Raw genomic sequence first — 17743 nt, 5'->3', positions numbered from 1 at the left:
CGTCAATGTCTACTCTTGCCGGCGACCCCGACCTGGGCGCTATGCGCCGCTGTCGTCGAGCAGGTTGCGGGTCTGGTTCGGATCCACCGGGATGCCCGGTCCGGTGGTGGTCGACACGGTGACCTTCTTCAGATACCGGCCCTTGGCGGTGGACGGCTTCGCCCGCAGGACCTCGTCCAGCGCGGCGCTGTAGTTCTCCACCAGCTGCTGCTCGCCGAACGAGGCCTTGCCGATCACGAAATGCAGGTTCGCTTGCTTGTCCACCCGAAAGTTGATCTTGCCGCCCTTGATGTCCTGCACGCCCTTGGTGACATCCATCGTCACCGTGCCGGTCTTCGGGTTCGGCATCAGACCACGCGGGCCCAGGATGCGGGCGATCCGGCCCACCTTGGCCATCTGGTCCGGAGTCGCGATCGCAGCGTCGAAATCGAGCCAGCCACCCTGGATCCGCTCGATCAGATCCTCGGCGCCCACCGCGTCGGCACCGGCAGCCTCGGCCTCGGCTGCCTTCTCACCGGCGGCGAAGACGATCACCCGAGCGGTCTTGCCGGTCCCGTTGGGCAGGTTCACCGTGCCGCGAACCATCTGGTCGGCCTTGCGCGGGTCGACCCCGAGCCGCATCGCAACTTCTACCGTCGAGTCGGAATTGCTCGACGAGGTCTCCTTGGCCAACCGGGCCGCCTGCAACGGGGTGTACAGCGCATCCCGGTCGATCTTCTCGGCAGCCGCGCGGTAGGCCTTGCTTCGTTTTGCCATGTTGTTCTGTCCTTCGTCTGCGTTTCGTCAGTCTGCGTTCAGTCGTGGTGCGCGAGCCTGGCCGGCTCTCCCACATGATTCGACAGGCCCCCGAGATTTCCGAGGCCGGCCGATCAGCCTTCTACGGTGATGCCCATCGAACGCGCCGTACCTGCGATGATCTTCGCGGCAGCGTCCAGATCGTTGGCGTTGAGATCTTCCTGCTTGGTTTTGGCGATCTCTCGCACCTGATCCATGGTGACCTTGGCCACCTTGGTCTTGTGCGGCTCACCCGAACCCTTCTGCACTCCGGCGGCCTTGAGCAAGAGCCGGGCCGCGGGCGGGGTCTTCAGCTTGAAGCTGAACGAGCGGTCCTCGTAGACCGAGATCTCCACCGGCACCACGTTGCCGCGCTGCGACTCGGTGGCAGCGTTGTAGGCCTTGCAGAACTCCATGATATTGACGCCGTGCTGGCCGAGCGCCGGGCCGACCGGGGGCGCCGGGTTCGCCTGACCGGCTTGGATCTGCAACTTGACGATCCCGGCTAGTTTCTTCTTCTTGGGGGGCATGCTGATTCCTTGGTTGGGATAGAGGCGAGTGTGAGCAGAGGCAGGAAAGTCAGAGCTTCGCGACCTGGCCGAAGCCGAGTTCGACCGGAGTCTCGCGACCGAAGATGGACACCAGCACCTTCAGCTTCTGCTGCTCGGCATTGACCTCGCTGATGCTGGCCGGCAGCGTCGCGAACGGGCCGTCCATCACCGTCACCGATTCGCCGACCTCGAAGTCCACCTCGACCACCGGCTTGGCCGCAGCCTCGGCCACCGACTCTCCGGCGGCCGGAGTCGCCGCCGCCGCAGGCTTCTTCCGGCTGGTGGCCGGCAGCAGAAACTTCACCACATCGTCGATCGACAACGGCGACGGCCGCGACGTCGCCCCGACGAACCCGGTGACGCCGGGGGTATTGCGCACGGCGCCCCACGACTCGTCGTTGAGGTCCATCCGGACCAGGATGTAGCCCGGCAGCACCTTGCGGTTGACCTGCTTGCGCTGGCCGTTCTTGATCTCGGTGACCTCTTCGGTGGGCACCTCGACCTGGAAGATGTACTCGCTGAGATCAAGGTTCTGCACCCGGGTCTCCAGGTTGGTCTTCACCTTGTTCTCGTAACCGGCGTAGGAGTGCACCACGTACCACTCCCCCGGGGCGCGCTTGAGCGCCGCTCGCATCTCTGCAGCCGGGTCTTCGGGCTCGGCGGCCACCGGTTCCGGTTCGGGTTCCGGCGCGGGCTCGGGTTCTGGCGCGGCCTCGGCCTCGTCGTCCGTATCGAGCGCATCATCCGAGTCGAGCGCGTCATCTGCCTCGAGTACCGCGTCGGCCGGATCCTCGGTGTCCACGATCGCCTCGGCCTCGGCCGGCACCTCGGACACCGTGTCGACGACCTCGTCTCTGACGCCGTTCTCCGGGCTACTCACTGGGCACTCGCTTTCGGTGTGTCGTCAGGTGGATCTGGGGCCGCTGGAATCCGGGCGCGCTGGAAAGCGCGAGCTAGCCGAACAGCCAGCTGACGCCCTTGATGAACGCCAGGTCGAGCAGGCCGATGTAGCTGACCATGAAAATCACGAACACCAGCACGACCGTCGTGTAGGTGACCATCTGCTTGCGGTTCGGCCAGATGACCTTGCGCAGTTCGGCAACAACCTCACGCAGGAACCGGCGCAACCGCTTGAACGGATTCTGCCGGCCCGGCTTCTCCACAGCTCTGCGCGAGCTCCCCGACTCCGGCCGGGCGCGAACAACCGTCGTCACGCCACCTGCTGCGGAGCTCGAATCCCCGGCCGCCGCCGAAGCGGAGGCCGCGCGTCGACCGGAGCGCTTGCCCGTGGGCCGACTCACCGGGTCCGACGGTCCGGTCGCGTCCGCCGCATCGCCGTCGCGGTCGCTCACGTCGATCCTCTCCGTTGCTGGCATCTCCAGGGGGCAGGGGCGACAGGACTTGAACCTGCAACCTGCGGTTTTGGAGACCGCTGCTCTGCCAGTTGAGCTACGCCCCTTTGGCCGAAAGCACGACCGCCCCCGAATCTACTTCGGTGGCGGCGTCGGCCGCTCCCCGGGATCATTCGGCCACACGACCTGACATTTGCGCCGCATTGCGGGCAGCACAACAGGCAGCGCTGAGCGCCGAACGACCCCAGAAACATGAGTGTACGCCACGTTCGGCGCCGAGCCGAATCGGTTCATCCCGGCTGCCCAATTCATCCCAACTGCACCGTGGCCGTCGCACGACCGAAGATCCGTTTACCCGCGCAGGTTCCGGTGAGTGCCAGTACCGCGGTGCGTGCCGCCTCGTCCACCGACTTGATCCGGCCACTGAACTCGATCTCCGCTCCGGCCGACTCCGGCACGTACACCATGCTGGAGAACCGCACGTTGTAGTCGAGCACCGAGCCCGGATCGCCCAGCCAGGACGTCAGGTAGCCGGCCCCCAAGCCCATCGTGAGCATGCCGTGGGCGATCACCGTGTCCAGTCCGGCTTGTTGCGCCACCTCCGGACTGAAATGGATCGGGTTCGCGTCGCCCGAGACGCCGGCATAGTTCACCAGGTCGCCTCGACTCAGCCCGACCGTGCGCGGCGGCAGCCGATCACCGACCGCGACCGAGTCGAACGACCGGGTCCGCGTACTGCGCGGCCGCGGCGGACCCGGCACCGGAGCGGCGGTCGACATCCCGCCGAGCGGGCGGTGCGGAGGCGGCAACCGGGTCGGATCATCACCGCTCAGACCGTGCATAGAGACATCCCGGACCGCGTCCAGCAGGCTCGCATTCGCCCCCCCACGCTGGGCCGCGATGGTGGTGTAGGTGACCATGACCAACTCGTCGGACGACGAGACGACGTTCTTGGTGACCAGTAGGTCGGCGCCGGGAGCAGATCGGAACGAGTCCAGCGACACGTCGCAGACCAGTCGATCGCCGACCAGGATCGGCCGGTGGAACTCGAGCACCTGGTCGGCCTGCACGATCATCTCGTAGCCGGCCAGAATCTGCGCGTTCATCTTGCTCTGGGCGAGAATGCCGACCAACGAGATGAAGGTCAGCGGGGCGAGCAGACCGGCATAGCCGTACTCCGCGGCGACGCCCTCGTCCCAGTGCACCGGGTGGTAGTCCTGGACCGCCCGGGCATACTCACGCACTTTTTCGCGACCGACATCGTAGTAGTCGGATACTCGATAGAAATGACCCACAGACGCCGCAGCGGAGTTCTCGGCGGGTTCCGCGGCGAGCGGTGCGGAGCTGACACTTTCCTCGATGTGCACCTGGGGAATGTAGCTTCCGAGCCTATCGGCAAGATCGGCGGGCACACCCGCCGACGCCGTCAGCGTGATTCGCGGTGCGCCCGGTGCGTTCCACAGTTCGGGCAGAACTTCTTCAGCTCCAGCCGATCCGGGTCGTTACGCCGATTCTTCTTGGTGATGTAGTTGCGATGCTTGCAGGTCTCGCAGGCCAAGGTGATCTTCGGCCGGACATCGGTGGACTTCGCGGCCACGACGCACTCTCTTTCCGCTCGTATGCAATCGGTTCGGTCGGGGGCGTCTCCGCCCCCGACCAAGGGGTAGCGATGGCCGGACTTGAACCGGCGACACAGCGATTATGAGTCGCTTGCTCTACCGACTGAGCTACACCGCCTCGGTCTCGGCGAGCCCCCTAACGGAATCGAACCGTTGACCTTTTCCTTACCATGGAAACGCTCTGCCGACTGAGCTAAGGGGGCAAGCAACCAGCTTGCGACTCCGAGGAGATCGCCATCCGAAAGCCTCAACGAGGTTACACACCAGAACCCGCCAGCGCCAAACCGGCCGGCCAGAGGGGGTAAACGCGCTGGTAACGCACGCAACCCCGGGCCTTTCGGACCCAGGGTTGCGTGTTGTGGCAGGTGTAGGATTCGAACCTACGTAGGCTTTCACCGACAGATTTACAGTCTGCTCCCATTGGCCGCTCGGGCAACCTGCCTGGAACTGGTTCGTGCTCGGTGTTCCCGCCGAGTCGATTACCGCGAAGCAGGATACAACGAACCCACACCGGATTGGCAAACCGATCGAGTTGGCAAACCGATCGGCATTGCGGCTAGCGTCGACCCCGGACACTTCCCCGGGTCGAGTGTGAGGAGCGCGCGGTGGCCGATTCGTCGTTCGATGTGGTCAGCAAGGTCGATCGGCAGGAGGTGGACAACGCGCTGCACCAGGCAGCCAAGGAGCTCGCCACCCGCTACGATTTTCGTGGCACGGGCGCTCAGATCGAGTGGACCGGTTCCGGTGAAACCGCCTCGATCCTGATCACCGCCGAAGCCGAAGAACGGGCCGAAGCGGCGCTCGACGTGTTCCGGGAAAAGCTGATCCGCCGCGACATCTCGCTGAAGGCGTTCGACGCCGGCAAACCGGTGCAGTCCGGCAAGATTTACAAGATCACCGGCAGTCTTGTGCAGGGTATCTCGACGGAGAACGCCAAGAAGATCGCCAAGAAGATCCGGGACGAGGGGCCCAAAGGCGTCAAGGCCCAGATCCAAGGTGACGAGCTGCGGGTCAGCAGCAAGAAGCGGGACGATCTGCAGGCGGTGATCGCGTTGCTGAAGGGCGCCGATTTCGACGTCGCGTTGCAGTTCGTGAACTACCGCTAGGTGCCCCGAATTCAGGGGCGCCGGGTTACCGGTATCCGGCCAACCGTTCCAGTCGGGCGATCCGCTCGGCCATCGGCGGGTGGGTGGAGAACATCGCTGCGAGCCGGTCGCCGGCCCGGAACGGATTGGCGATCATCAGGTGCGATTGCGCGGTCAGCTTCGGTTCCGGCGGCAGCGGCGCGACCGCGACACCCCGCTCCAGCTTGCGCAGTGCGGCGGCAAGCGCCAGCGGGTCCCCGGTCAGCTCGGCGCCGGACTGGTCGGCCTGGTACTCCCGGGACCGGGACACGGCCAACTTGACCAGGGTGGCCGCGATCGGGCCCAGCAGGCTCACCAACAGCACCCCGAGCACCCCGGGCCCGTTGCCGTCGCGGTTGCCGCCGAACATCGACGCGGCGTACGCCATATTCGCCAGGCCGGAGATGACCGACGCCAACGCCCCGGCGACCGACGAGATCAGGATGTCCCGGTTGTAGACGTGGGACAGCTCGTGGCCGAGCACCGCGCGCAACTCCCGCTCGTCCAGGATCGACAGAATGCCGCTGGTACAGCAGACCGCGGCGTGCCGCGGATTACGTCCGGTGGCGAACGCATTCGGCGCGTTGGTCGGGCTGACGTAAAGCCGCGGCATCGGCTGCCGGGCGGTGGTGGCCAGCTCGCGGACGATTCGATACATCACCGGGGCTTCGAGCTCGGTCACCGGCTGCGCGTGCATCGCGCGCAGGGCCAACTTGTCGCTGTTGAAGTAGGCGTAGGCGTTCATCCCGACCGCGAACAACACCGAGATGCCGAGGATCAGCGGGCTGCGAAACAACGCGCCGATGAACACGATCAACGCCGACATCCCGATCAGCAGCGCCGCGGTCTTCACCCCGTTCGCATACCCGTGTCCGCCCATTCCGACCTCCTGTTCGGCGCGCTTCGCACCGGAAACGAACCGACGCGGGTGTCGGGTTCCCGGCGCGCTACCCGACCCGCTCGATCGTGTAGTCGACCAACCGGCCCAGCGCGTCGTTGGCCGGGCCGGTCGGCAGCTCGGCCAACTCGCCCCGGGCGAGATCGGCATAGCCGGCCAGCTTCCGCTTCGCCAGCGTCATCCCGGGTGAGCGGCCGAGCAGCGTCAGCGCCTCCGCGACCGCCGCGTCCGAGGTGACCGGCCCGGCCAGCAGCTCGCGCAGCCGGTCACCTTCCGGGCCCGGCTCACGCAGTGCGTACAGCACCGGCAAGGTGTGCACCCCCTCGCGGAGATCGGTGCCCGGCGTCTTGCCCGACTGGGCCGATTCCGACGAGATGTCGATGATGTCGTCGGAGATCTGAAACGCCGTGCCGACCACGTCGCCGAGTCGGGCCAGCCGCTCCACGTCCGCCGAACCGGCACCGGAGAAGGTGCCGCCGAACCGGCCGGACGTCGCGATCAGCGAGCCGGTCTTCTCCCAGATCACCTTCAGATAGTGCGATACCGGGTCGAGCGCGTCGGTCGCTCCGATGGTCTCCCGCATCTGCCCGGTGACCAGCTCGGCGAAGGTTTCGGCAATGATCCGCACCGCATCCGGACCCAGCGTCGAGACCAGCCGCGAGGCGTGCGCGAACAAGTAGTCGCCGGCCAGGATCGCCACACTGTTGCCCCACCGGGAGTTGGCCGACGGCGCCCCCCGGCGCAGGCTGGCCTCGTCCATCACATCGTCGTGATACAAGGTGGCCAGATGCACCAACTCCACCACGGTGGCCGCGGTGATGATCGCCGGGTCGTCCGGCCGCGGGCCCAGCCGGCCGGTCAGGATGGTGAACAACGGCCGGAACCGCTTGCCGCCGGCCCGGGTCAGGTGCAGCGCGGCATCGGTGAGGAAGGCCTCGCCGTCGGACAGTTCCGCGACGAGTAGCTCCTCCACCGCACCGAGGCCGACCCGGACGGTTTCTGCGATCTCGGCATTACCGAGATCCAGACCCCCGGCCACGGTATCGGCGTCGCGCACGCTCACGGTGTCGGTTCCGGCTGGCGGCCACGCATGTGCACCCACGCCTATGCAACTTAGTGCCCCGGCGCAGCATCGGCACCCGGACCCGGCTGCGATGATGGCGACATGGGTGGAGAAAACGCCGGAATCATGGTCGACGACCACGTCGAGGTCGTCGTCGTCGGCGCCGGCCCGGCGGGTGCGTCCGCGGCCGCCTGGGCCGCCCAGGGCGGCCGTGAGGTGCTGCTCACCGATGCCGCCGTGTTCCCCCGGGACAAGACCTGCGGTGACGGCCTGACCCCGCGGGCGCTCGCCGAGCTGGACCGGCTCGGTCTGGGCGATTGGGTGCGTGCGCGCGCGGTGAACCGGGGGCTCCGCCTGGCCGGATTCGGCCGTGAAGCGACCTTGGCCTGGCCCGATTGTGCCTATCCGGGCTCCGGGAGTGCGGTTCCGCGGACCGAGCTGGACGACCGGATTCGGCTGCGTGCCGTCGAATGCGGCGCCCGGATGCTGCAGGGCAGCCGCGCGATGGAGGTGGTCCGGGTCGGCAGTCGGGTGGCCGCAGTCCGGTTCACCACCCCGGACGGCCCACGCACCGTCGGCTGCCAAACCCTGATCGTCGCGGACGGGGTGCGCTCGCCGATCGGCAAGCAACTCGGCCGGATCTGGCACCGGGACCATGCCTACGGGGTGGCCGCGCGCGCCTACATCCGCTCCGGTCGCAGCGACGACGAGTGGATCACCTCACATCTGGAGTTGCGCGACCGGTCCGGCACCCTGCAACCCGGCTATGGCTGGGTGTTCCCGCTCGCCACCGGCGAGGTCAACATCGGCGTCGGCTATCTGGCGACGGCGGCGCGCCCGGCGCACGTATCGCTGAAGCCGCTGCTCGAGTTCTATACCGAGCAGCGTCGCGCGGAGTGGGCGTTCGACGGGGCGCCGCGGGCGGTGGCTTCGGCGCTGTTGCCGATGGGCGGTGCGGTGTCCGGGGTCGCCGGGCCGAACTGGGCACTGGTCGGCGACGCTGCCGGCTGCATCAATCCACTCAACGGCGAAGGGATCGACTACGGCCTGGAGGGCGGCCGGCTGCTCGCGGAGCTGCTCGACGAGCCGGACCTGTCCGACGTGTGGCCGGACGTACTGCGGGCGAAGTACGGCCGGGCGTTCTCGATCGCCCGCCGGGTCGCCGGCCTGGCCACGCACCCTCGCACGGTCCCGCTGGGCGGCCCGCCGACCCTGCGCTCCACAGCGCTGATGAAGGTCGCGGTCCGGGTGATGGGCAACCTGGTCACCGACGAGGACACCGATCTGGTGGCCCGCGCCTGGCGGCGAGCCGGCGGGGCGTCGCTGCGATTCGACGACCGGGTGCCGTTCGCCTGAACCCGGCAGCGCAGCGCATCCGGTCAGTAGATGTCCCGCTGATACCGCTGCTCGGCGACCAACCGGTGCCGGAATGCCAGGGCACCGTCGTGATCGAGCCGACCGTGTTCCCGGACGATCCGGAGCAACGCTGCGTCCACGTCCGGCGCCATCCGGGTGGCGTCACCGCAGACATAGAGGTACGCACCGGCGGTCAGCCACGCCCACAATCGCGCGCCCTGCTCCACCATTCGGTGCTGCACGTAGATCCGCTCCGGCTGATCCCGGGAGAACGCCAGGTCCAGTCGATCCAACAGCCCGGTTCGGCACATCGCGGTGAGCTCGGCGCGATAGTAGAAGTTGTCGGCCGCATGCCGATCACCGAAGAACAACCAGTTCCGTCCCGGACTGCCCTGAGCTCGGCGCTGTTGCAGAAACGCACGAAACGGCGCGATCCCGGTACCGGGGCCGATCATGACCATCGGCGCCGCGGGATCCGCGGGTACCCGGAAGTGCGGCGCCCGCTGCACGTGGACCCGGGCCGACCGGGCGCGGTCGGCGAGGAACGTCGAGCAGACCCCGCCACGCACCACGCCGCGGCGGACCGCGCTGGGGTAGCGGACCGCGCCGACGGTGACCTGCACCTCCTCCGGTGCGACCAGCGGGCTGGACGAGATCGAGTACCGCCGCGCCCGCAACGGCCGCAGCACCCGCTGCCACTCCGACCAATCCGCCCGGACCGGGAACTCCCGCAGCACGTCGACGGCTTGGCGGCCCCGCCGATACCGGTCCAGCCCGGCCCGGTCGGCGCCGGCCAGCAGTCGAGCCGGCGCCGAATCCGGATGCTCGGCCGATACCAACGCCAGCAGCGGATCGGTGATCTCGGCGATGTCCAGGTGGTCGGTCAATGCCGCCGGATCGGCATCGGCGCCGGTCACCGCCAACCACTCGGCGACCAAGGCCGGATCGTTCACCGGTTGGACGCCGAGCAGATCGCCGGCCGCGTAGCTCCCGGCGGCCGGCTCGAACCCGATGCACCGCACCTCTTTGCTCGCACCCGGCCGGGACAACGGCTCGTTCCGGAGGATCCGGGCCGGCACCGACACCGGCGGGGTTACCGCCGGCGAGCCGGCCCGAGTCACCGCCGGCGAGCCGGCCCGAGTCACCGCCGGCGAGCCGGCCCGAGTCACCGCGCGGCCGCCGAGCACCGCCGTCACGTTCGCCAGCCAGCGCTGCGCGGGCTCGTCGTAATCCGGCTCGCAATCGACCCGGGCCAGCAGTCGAGTCGCGCCGAGGCGGGCCAAGGTCTCGTCCAGCCGCCGACCGTAACCGCAGAAATCCCGGTAGCTGGAGTCGCCGAGGGCGAGCACGGCGAACCGCAACCCGTCCAGCCGCCGAGTTTCGCTCAGTCGGGCGGTGAACCCGAGCGCGTTGTCCGGTGGCCCGCCGTCGCCGAAAGTACTGGTTACGATCAGCAGATCGCCGGTCAGATCGGCGAGCCGGCAATCGTCGAGCGGGACGACCGCCGGCGCGAACCCGGCCCGGACGAGTCGATCCGCCGTGCCGACCGCGAGCCGTTCAGCGTTGCCGGTCTGCGAGCCCCAGACGAGCCGGATCGGCCGGCCGGCTCGCGACGCCCTCGGCTGCGGCTGCCGGAGCGCCCGGGGATCGGTCGCCGCGGTCCGTACCGGGCCGGCCACCCGGCGCAACGCCACCGCCGCCACCTTGTACTCCGGCTGCAGCGACACCGGATCGACGGCGTCGCTGGTCACCGCGTTGATCGCGAGGTCCGGGCCGTGCACATCGTTCCAGTGGAACGGCGCGAAACAACCGCCCGGTTGCACTCGGTCGGTCGACACCGCGGCCAGCACCGCCCGCCCGCGTCGCGACGCCACTTCCACCCGGTCACCGTCGGCGATCCCCAGCCGCGCCGCGTCATCCGGATGCAACTCGACGAACGGCGTCGGATGCAGCCGATTCAGCACGCCGATCTTGCCGGTCTTGGTCAGCGTGTGCCAGTGGTGCGGCAATCGCCCGGTGTTCAGCAGGAACGGGTAATCGGTGTCCGGCAGCTCGGCCGGGTCCAGGTGCGGCCGCGGCCAGAACACCGCTCGCCGACTCGGCGTGGCGAACGCCAGTCGGGGCACCGTCCCATCTGCGGCGACGTGCCGGCTCTGCGAGATCCCGTCGTTGCGGTACCGGATCGGATGCCGCGACGCCGGATCGTTCGGCGGTGCCGGCCACTGCACCGGGCCGGACCGGAGCCGCCGATAGTCGATCCCGCGCAGGTCCCACCCGGTCTGCGGGTTCCAGAACCGGCGGATCTCGTCGAACACCTCCGCGCTGGACCCGTACTCGAATCCCGCGAAACCCATCGCGGATGCAACCTGGGCGATCAGCTGCCAGTCCGGGCGGGCGTCGCCGATCGGATCGACCGCGCGCGCCGCCAACGTGACCGTCCGCTCCGAGTTGACCTGGACACCGTCGGCCTCGGCCCACAGCGCCGCGGGCAGCAGGATGTCGGCGTGCTCCGCAGTGGCGGTTTCGGTATAGGTGTCCTGCACGATCACCAGGTCGGCCGCAGCCAGGCCGGCGAGCACGGTCGCCCGATTCGCGACGCTGGCCACCGGGTTCGTGCAGATGATCCAGCACGCCTTGATCTCACCGGTACCCAGCCGCCGAAACAGCTCGATCGCGCCCGGCCCGGCCTCGGTCCGCAGCGTGCCCGGGACCAGCCCCCAGGCTGCCTCGACGAACGTGCGGTCCGCCGGATCCAGGAGCGACCGCTGCCCGGGCAGCCCCGGCCCCAGGTACCCCATCTCCCGGCCGCCCATCGCGTTGGGCTGACCGGTGAGCGACAGCGGACCGCTGCCCGGCCGACAGATTGCACCGGTGGCGAGATGCAGATTGCAGATCGCGTTGGTATTCCAGGTACCGCGGGTGGACTGGTTCAGCCCCATCGTCCATAAACTCACCCACTCCCCCGCCGCGCCGATCCAGCGTGCCGCGGTCCGGATGTCGGCCTCCGCCAGACCTGTCAGCGCGGCCACCCGCGCCGGGGGGTAATCGGCCAGCAACGGGCCCATCGCGGCCCAGCCCTCGGTGTGTTCGGCGATGAACGACTGATCGATGTCGCCGGCGGCAACCAGCAGGTGGAGCAGACCGTTGAGCAACGCCAGGTCGGTGCCGGGCCGGATCTGCAGGAACAGATCCGCCTTGTCCGCGGTAGCGGTACGTCGCGGATCGACGACGATCAGTCGTGCACCCGCTCGCAATCGGTCGGTCAGGCGAAAAAACAAGATCGGATGACAGTCGGCCAGATTCGATCCGATGACGAAAAACAGGTCGGCGGCGTCGATGTCGGTATAGGAGCCGGGCGGTCCGTCGGCGCCGAACGAGAGCTTGTAACCGGAACTCGCGCCGGCCATACACAGCCGCGAATTGGACTCGATGTGCATCGTCCGCAGATAGCCCTTGGCCAGCTTGTTCGCCAGGTACTGTGCCTCGATCGACAACTGACCGGACACGTATACCGCGATCGCATCCGGGCCGTACTCGTCGCGGATCGCGGTCAGCCGGTGGGCCACGTCGGCGACCGCCACGTCGGTGCCGACCGGCTCCAGCTTTCCATCGGTGCGCCGATATGCCGTGGTCATCCGGCCCGGCGCCGCCATCAGCTCGGAGTGGGTTCTCCCCTTCGTACACAGCCGACCCGAGTTGGCCGGGTGCAGCCGATCACCGACGACCTTTGCCACGATCGGGGTTCCGTCCGGTCCCGGCGCCGTGTGCACGACCAGACCGCAACCCACCCCGCAATAGCTGCACATGGTTCGGATAGGTGGACCGGAAGATGACTGCACCCCGCTATTATCCGCGGGCTCGATATCGATCCGGTTTCCGCCGGTGCCGGGGTGCAGCCGGCGCTGTCGCGGGCGCCCTGGCGCGAAAAACCCGAAGCCGGCCTCAGGCCCGGATCCCGTGGTGCAGCGCGACGATGCCACCGGTCAGGTTTCGCCACGTCACCTCGGCCCAGCCGGCCGCACCGAGGATGTCCGCGAGCGCGGCCTGCGCCGGCCAGGCGCGGATCGATTCCGCCAGGTACACATACGCTGCCGGATTGCTGCTGACCCGCTGGGCCACCCAGGGCAGGGCCCGCATCAGGTACTCCAGGTACACCACCTGAAACGGACGCCACACCGGTGTGGAGAATTCGCACACCACCAGCCGGCCGCCCGGTCGGGTCACCCGCGCCAGCTCGCGCAGCGCCGCTGTCGGGTCCACCACATTGCGCAAGCCGAACGAAATCGTCGCCGCGTCGAAGGCGGCGTCCGCGTACGGCAGGGCGGTCGCGTCGCCGGCCACCTTGGGCACCCGGCGCTGCCGCCCGGCCGACAGCATGCCCTTGGAGAAGTCGGTGGCCACACACCAGGCGCCCGACTTGGCCAGCTCGACCGTCGAAACCCCGGTCCCGGCAGCCAGGTCCAACACTCGTTCGCCGGACCGTAGCTGCAGCTCCCGCCGGGTGGCCGTCCGCCAGTAACGATCCAGACCGCCGGACAACACCGTGTTGGTGAGGTCGTACCGACCGGCCACGCCGTCGAACATCGACGCGACATCGTGGGGATCCTTGGCCAGCGAGGCGCGTCCGGGTGCAGAGGTCACGTTTCGACCCTATCGCCTGACTTCACCCGGCGAGATGATGCTGATCCAGCTGCGCCGGGACCCGGCCACTCGGCGAAGCGACGTCGGGCCGCCGGCGTTGCGCCCGCCGACACCACCACCACGCCGGAAGCGCCAGCGCCCAGGCAACGGCGATCACCGACCCGGCGGGCAGGAGCGCGACCCGTGCGTCCCGGCCCGCCACCCGGACCAGCTCGGGGTCGGACCGGGCATATTCGACGTCGATTCGCTGCCCGACGATCAAGTTCGTCGGATACAGCACCCCCAGTTTCGGGTTCCGGATATTTCCGTCCGGGGTGACGAAGCTCACCGCCGACCGCAGCCGGCCGGCCGACAGTACCTCCGCGGTCGCGACCCCCTTGTCACCGTCGATCTCGAGGTCGTTGTGCACCGCCCCGAGTACCAGCAGTACCGCCAACAAGGAAAAGAACGTGGCGGTCAGCAAAGCGAACCGGCCCAGTCGGCGGTATCGGCGGGGTCGAGTCGCGCGGCGGCTCACAGGCCCGCCCGGACTGCGGCGTGCAACTCGCGTAGCCCGGCCCGGTCGGTGGTCACCTCCAGTACCCGGATTCCGTCGCCCGGCGCGTCGAGCAACGCAGCCAGCTTCGCCGGGTCGACCAGCTGGTGCGGGATCCGGTATGCCGCGCACAACGCCGCCAAGTTCATCCCGTGCGGGGTCCCGAAAACTCGCTCGAACACCCCCGCGTACTGCGGGTCGCCTTGTTCGAGCAGCTCGAAGATGCCGCCCCCGTCGTCGTTGGCGACCACGATGGTCAGATCGTCCGGCCGCGGCTCGTCGCGCCCGATCAACAGGCCCGCAGCGTCGTGCAGGAACGTCAGGTCGCCGATCAGGGCGATGGTCCGGCCGCGGTGATGCAGGGCCGCACCGACCGCGGTGGACACGGTGCCGTCGATACCGGCGACACCTCGATTCGCCAGCACCGTCACCCCGGGACGCGGGTAGCCGACCAACGCCGCATCCCGCACCGGGTTCGACGCACCGAGCAGCAGCAGATCACCGTCGGTGAGCGCGTCGAGCACCACCGCAGCGACCTGCAGGCCGGTTGCCGCAGTCCGATCGGCGAGCGCGGCACGCACCGCGTCGTCGGCCCGCCCGGTCGCGGCGCGGCAGTGCGTCAACCAGCCGGCCCGGGGCGTCCCGGACACCACGGCCCGGGTGCCGGTGGCGACGACATTGCCGGAAACGTCCGGCCAGCGCGGGCCGGTGGTCAGCGCATACACCCGCACCTGCGGGTCGGCGAGCAGGCGCGCCACCTCGCGATGCAAGGTGGGGCGGCCGGTGATGACGGCTTGTCGGGGCTGCAGCCGGGCCAGGGCCAAGGGATGCAGCGGCGGGCCGTGTAACGGAGCGGTCGGTTCGGCCACGGTCGGCACCCCGGTCAGTTCCGGCCGCCGGGCCGACCCGTGTCCGGACACGACCACCGTGTCCGGACCCAGATCGATCTCCACCGGGACGTCGAGAGTGCCGTGCCGGGTCACCGTCCACGGGCCGCCGTCGGGCCGGCCGGCCGGAGCGTCGAGCAGGCTTGCCGGACCGGGCACCAACGGTTCCCGCAGCGGGATATCGAAGTGCACCGGGCCCGCGTTGCCGGATCGGGTCCCGCGGGCCGCGGCGAGTACCCGGCATACCGCCGAGCGCCACTGACTGTTCGGGAACGGGGCCGGCTCGGCCAGCCCGAGGCTGATCGAGGCACGCACCTGGGTGCCGAACAGGCCGAACTGCTCGACGGTCTGGTTCGCACCGGTGCCGAGCATCTCGTACGGCCGGTTCGCGCTCAAGACGATCAGCGGAACCCGGGCGTAGTTCGCCTCCAGCACCGCGGGGCCGAGATTGGCCACCGCGGTGCCCGAGGTCATCACCACCGGCACCGGGCAGTCGCCGGCTATCGCCAGACCGATCGCCAGGAACCCGGCGGTGCGCTCGTCGATCCGCAGGTGCAACCGGAGCCGGCCGGCGGCATCGGCAGCCTGCAGGGCGAACGCGAGCGGGGCGTTGCGCGACCCCGGACAGAGCACGACCTCGCGGACACCACCGCGGATCAACTCGTCCACGACCACGTTCGCCTGCGCAGTGGACGGGTTCACACCCTCAGCCTGTCAGACTCGAACCGGTCCGATCATCGCGGACCTACGTTCAGCCGGCGTGCCGTTGTACCAGTGCACCGACCTGCGGCAGAGCCTCGATGACATGCTTCTTGGCGGCACCACGCATCGACGAGTAGATCTTGGTCATGGACGGCCGGGACGAGCGCTCGGCCCGGGCATCGGTCACGCTGAGCAGCGCCTCCGCCGCCTCGTCGCTGCGCGCGGTCAGCGCGTCGGCGAAGCTGCCGGCACCGCCGGCCTGGTAGTCCTGCCAGAACGGCTGCAACTGCTGGAGGAACTGCGGCAGCAGGGAGTCGAGGGCGTCGCCGACGATGGTCGGGCTCACCTTCTTCATGGCGGCGTAGCCACCCTTCACCGCGAGGCCGGAAGCGCCCTTCTTGGCTGCCACCTCTCCATCGAGCACGCTCTGGGCATCCGCGACGAACGCCGGTTTGTGAGTGGAATCGAGCAGGGTATCGGTCAATTGTGCGGTCACAGCGGGCCACTCTAGCCAGCCGCACCGACCACTGCCCACCGCGCGCCCGATCCCGACTCGATCACCCCAGCAGTGCCGTACACCGGACGACCCGATCCCGCCACCACGCCACTCGGCCCGGCGGCGCGGCGAACCGCGCGAGCCGGTCGGGTTCCGGTTCGAGCGCAGCGCCGGCCAGCGCGCCGTCGCGCAGCTCCCGCCCGGTCACCAGATCGTCGACGAAGAACTCCCCGGTGGCCAATCCACAAGCCAGCGGCAACTCCGGCAGCGCGGCCGCCGCGGCCAGCGCGGCGTTCATCCCGACCGCGGTGTCCAGTGCGCTGGACACCACGATCGGCACGCCGAACCCGCTCAGCTGCTCGGCAATTCGCAGCGTCTGCCGCATCCCACCCAGCGGCGGCACCTTCACCACCGCGACGTCCAGTCCCCCGGCCCGGGCGACGCGCAGCGGGTCCTCGGCGCGCCGGATCGACTCGTCTGCGGCGATCGGCACGTCCGGCACCTGCCGCCGCAGCGCGACCAGTTCCTCGACCGTGCGACACGGTTGCTCGGCGTACTGCAGCGGGCCGAACTCGCGCAAGGCCGCGGCCGCGGCCGACACCGACCAGCCACCGTTGGCATCGACCCGCACGTGCGGTACCCGAGCCCGCACCGCGGCGACCCGGGCGATGTCGTCGGCCAGACCCTGCCCCGGCTCGGCAACCTTCACCTTCGCCGTGTCCACCCCCGGGAATCGCGCCAGGATCTGCGGTACCTGCTCGGCGGGCACGGCCGGCACGGTCGCATTCACCGGGATCCGCGCCCGCACCGCCGGCGGCGGCCCGATCCAGGCCGCTTCGATCGCACCGGCGAGCCAGTGCGCCGCTTCGGCGTCGGGGTACTCCGGAAAGGCCCCGAATTCGCCCCAGCCGGCCGGTCCGTGCAGCAGGGCCACCTCCCGTTCGGTGATACCCCGGAACCGCACCCGCATCGGCAGCCGGACCACGTGCAGGGCGGCGAGCAGATCGGCCGGATCGGGCAGCACCGCACTCATCCTGCTGATCCTGCCGGTTGCTCAGGGTTGTCCGGGCAGCAGCTTGATCATCAGCCCTTCGGCGTCGGCCAGCAACGTTCCGTCCTCGTCCCGCAGTTCGGCGACCACGAATGTCTTGCGGCCCTCGATCCGGTCGACCCGGGACTCGACGACCAGAGGAGTGTCGATCGGTGTGACCTTGCGGTAATTCACGTGCAGGTAGCCGGTCCGGCTGACGCTCCGCTTCGCCATGAAACTGGTGAAGCCGAACATCTCGTCGAAGAGCAGCGGGATCACCCCACCGTGCACCGCATTGTTGCCGCCGACGTGATAACGCCGGAAGCTGCCCCGGCTGCGCACCAGATCGGGCCCGAAATACTCGACCTGCCACGGCACCATCAGCAAGCTGCCGCGGCCGGGAAGGTCGAGCACCCGCCCGGCGGGCGACTCACCCTCCGGTGCGCGGTAGGGATCGAGCAGATCGATCATCGCCTGCGCGTGCGACAGGGCCGCGCCGTAGACCTCATCCGGCGCATCCACCGACACCGCCAGGTCTTGCAGGGTGCGCATCGCCTCGATGAACGGGCCGAAGTCGGGTCCGGTATCGGCGGCCTGCATCCGCAGTTTGGGGAAGCCACCCCGGCGCCCGACAGCCGACGAACCGGTTACGGCCGCCGAGTCGAGGTCGTCGTCGACCTGATCCGTCATGCCCGCACACTATCGCGTCGATGTA

17 protein-coding genes and 4 tRNA genes are annotated in these 17743 nt (G+C 69.0%); 2 read left to right on the top strand and 19 right to left on the bottom strand.

Features of this window, described 5'->3' with window-relative positions:
- Positions 1-39: 39 nt before the first annotated feature.
- From rplA to KV203_RS03385, 10 genes are all read right to left on the bottom strand, one after another.
- On the bottom strand, positions 40-756 hold the full coding sequence (gene rplA, locus KV203_RS03430) for a 50S ribosomal protein L1 (RefSeq protein ID WP_066466698.1): 717 nt from the start codon (positions 754-756) through the stop codon (positions 40-42).
- A 113-nt stretch (positions 757-869) separates the two neighbouring features.
- Complete coding sequence (gene rplK / locus KV203_RS03425) at positions 870-1304, bottom strand: 50S ribosomal protein L11 (protein ID WP_066466699.1); 435 nt, start codon at positions 1302-1304, stop codon at positions 870-872.
- A gap of 49 nt (positions 1305-1353) precedes the next feature.
- The gene (nusG, locus tag KV203_RS03420) at positions 1354-2205 is read right to left on the bottom strand and encodes a transcription termination/antitermination protein NusG (RefSeq protein ID WP_066466700.1); all 852 of its coding nucleotides are present in this window, start codon (positions 2203-2205) and stop codon (positions 1354-1356) included.
- Between the two features lie 73 nt (positions 2206-2278).
- Entirely contained in the window at positions 2279-2677 is a 399-nt protein-coding gene (gene secE / locus KV203_RS03415; protein ID WP_066466701.1) for a preprotein translocase subunit SecE, read from the bottom strand.
- Positions 2678-2711: 34 nt separating this feature from the next.
- Positions 2712-2784: transfer RNA gene (locus tag KV203_RS03410), tRNA-Trp, on the bottom strand.
- A 201-nt stretch (positions 2785-2985) separates the two neighbouring features.
- Positions 2986-4044 (bottom strand): fused (3R)-hydroxyacyl-ACP dehydratase subunits HadA/HadB, encoded by a 1059-nt coding sequence (locus KV203_RS03405; protein ID WP_083529719.1) that lies wholly within the window; start codon positions 4042-4044, stop codon positions 2986-2988.
- 59 nt (positions 4045-4103) lie between these two features.
- Positions 4104-4274, bottom strand: coding sequence for a 50S ribosomal protein L33 (rpmG, locus tag KV203_RS03400; RefSeq protein ID WP_066466702.1), 171 nt, complete (start codon positions 4272-4274; stop codon positions 4104-4106).
- 67 nt (positions 4275-4341) lie between these two features.
- Positions 4342-4414 (bottom strand) — tRNA-Met (locus tag KV203_RS03395).
- 12 nt (positions 4415-4426) lie between these two features.
- Positions 4427-4499, bottom strand: a tRNA-Thr gene (locus KV203_RS03390).
- A gap of 156 nt (positions 4500-4655) precedes the next feature.
- Positions 4656-4738, bottom strand: a tRNA-Tyr gene (locus KV203_RS03385).
- 163 nt (positions 4739-4901) lie between these two features.
- Here KV203_RS03385 and KV203_RS03380 point away from each other — a divergent pair.
- A complete protein-coding gene (locus tag KV203_RS03380) occupies positions 4902-5402 on the top strand; it encodes a YajQ family cyclic di-GMP-binding protein (RefSeq protein WP_066466703.1) in 501 nt (166 codons plus the stop codon).
- A 25-nt stretch (positions 5403-5427) separates the two neighbouring features.
- Here the strand turns inward: KV203_RS03380 and htpX are convergent, their stop codons facing one another.
- Together htpX and KV203_RS03370 are read right to left on the bottom strand one after the other, a co-directional pair.
- Positions 5428-6300, bottom strand: a complete 873-nt coding sequence (gene htpX, locus KV203_RS03375; RefSeq protein ID WP_066466704.1) for a zinc metalloprotease HtpX — start codon at positions 6298-6300, stop codon at positions 5428-5430.
- 67 nt (positions 6301-6367) lie between these two features.
- Positions 6368-7381 (bottom strand): polyprenyl synthetase family protein, encoded by a 1014-nt coding sequence (locus KV203_RS03370; RefSeq protein ID WP_066467082.1) that lies wholly within the window; start codon positions 7379-7381, stop codon positions 6368-6370.
- A 102-nt stretch (positions 7382-7483) separates the two neighbouring features.
- Between KV203_RS03370 and KV203_RS03365 the strand changes: the two genes are divergently transcribed.
- On the top strand, positions 7484-8737 hold the full coding sequence (locus tag KV203_RS03365) for a geranylgeranyl reductase family protein (RefSeq protein ID WP_066466705.1): 1254 nt from the start codon (positions 7484-7486) through the stop codon (positions 8735-8737).
- A gap of 23 nt (positions 8738-8760) precedes the next feature.
- On the opposite strand, the gene KV203_RS03360 is transcribed toward KV203_RS03365, so the two are convergent.
- The 7 genes from KV203_RS03360 to KV203_RS03330 all read right to left on the bottom strand — a co-directional run bounded on the left by KV203_RS03360 (position 8761) and on the right by KV203_RS03330 (position 17718).
- Positions 8761-12543: a bifunctional nitrate reductase/sulfite reductase flavoprotein subunit alpha gene (locus KV203_RS03360; RefSeq protein WP_066466706.1), complete on the bottom strand. Its 3783-nt coding sequence runs from the start codon at positions 12541-12543 to the stop codon at positions 8761-8763.
- Between the two features lie 136 nt (positions 12544-12679).
- Positions 12680-13321 carry a demethylmenaquinone methyltransferase gene (locus KV203_RS03355; protein WP_066467083.1) on the bottom strand — a complete coding sequence of 214 codons (642 nt, stop codon included), beginning with the start codon at positions 13319-13321 and terminating at the stop codon, positions 12680-12682.
- Between the two features lie 79 nt (positions 13322-13400).
- Positions 13401-13895, bottom strand: coding sequence for a DUF3592 domain-containing protein (locus KV203_RS03350; RefSeq protein ID WP_066466707.1), 495 nt, complete (start codon positions 13893-13895; stop codon positions 13401-13403).
- A complete protein-coding gene (gene menD, locus KV203_RS03345; protein ID WP_066466708.1) occupies positions 13892-15502 on the bottom strand; it encodes a 2-succinyl-5-enolpyruvyl-6-hydroxy-3-cyclohexene-1-carboxylic-acid synthase in 1611 nt (536 codons plus the stop codon). The genes KV203_RS03350 and menD overlap by 4 nt, the downstream gene beginning before the upstream one ends.
- 49 nt (positions 15503-15551) lie before the next feature.
- Positions 15552-15998 carry a DUF6918 family protein gene (locus KV203_RS03340; protein WP_066466709.1) on the bottom strand — a complete coding sequence of 149 codons (447 nt, stop codon included), beginning with the start codon at positions 15996-15998 and terminating at the stop codon, positions 15552-15554.
- A gap of 61 nt (positions 15999-16059) precedes the next feature.
- Complete coding sequence (locus KV203_RS03335) at positions 16060-17031, bottom strand: o-succinylbenzoate synthase (RefSeq protein ID WP_066466710.1); 972 nt, start codon at positions 17029-17031, stop codon at positions 16060-16062.
- 21 nt (positions 17032-17052) lie between these two features.
- Complete coding sequence (locus KV203_RS03330; protein WP_066466711.1) at positions 17053-17718, bottom strand: PaaI family thioesterase; 666 nt, start codon at positions 17716-17718, stop codon at positions 17053-17055.
- Positions 17719-17743 lie beyond the last annotated feature (25 nt).

It is taken from the genome of Skermania piniformis, from assembly GCF_019285775.1.
GTDB lineage: Bacteria > Actinomycetota > Actinomycetes > Mycobacteriales > Mycobacteriaceae > Skermania > Skermania pinensis.
Note: the sequence above shows the minus strand (reverse complement) of the source record. Positions and strands in the feature narration are given on the sequence as shown.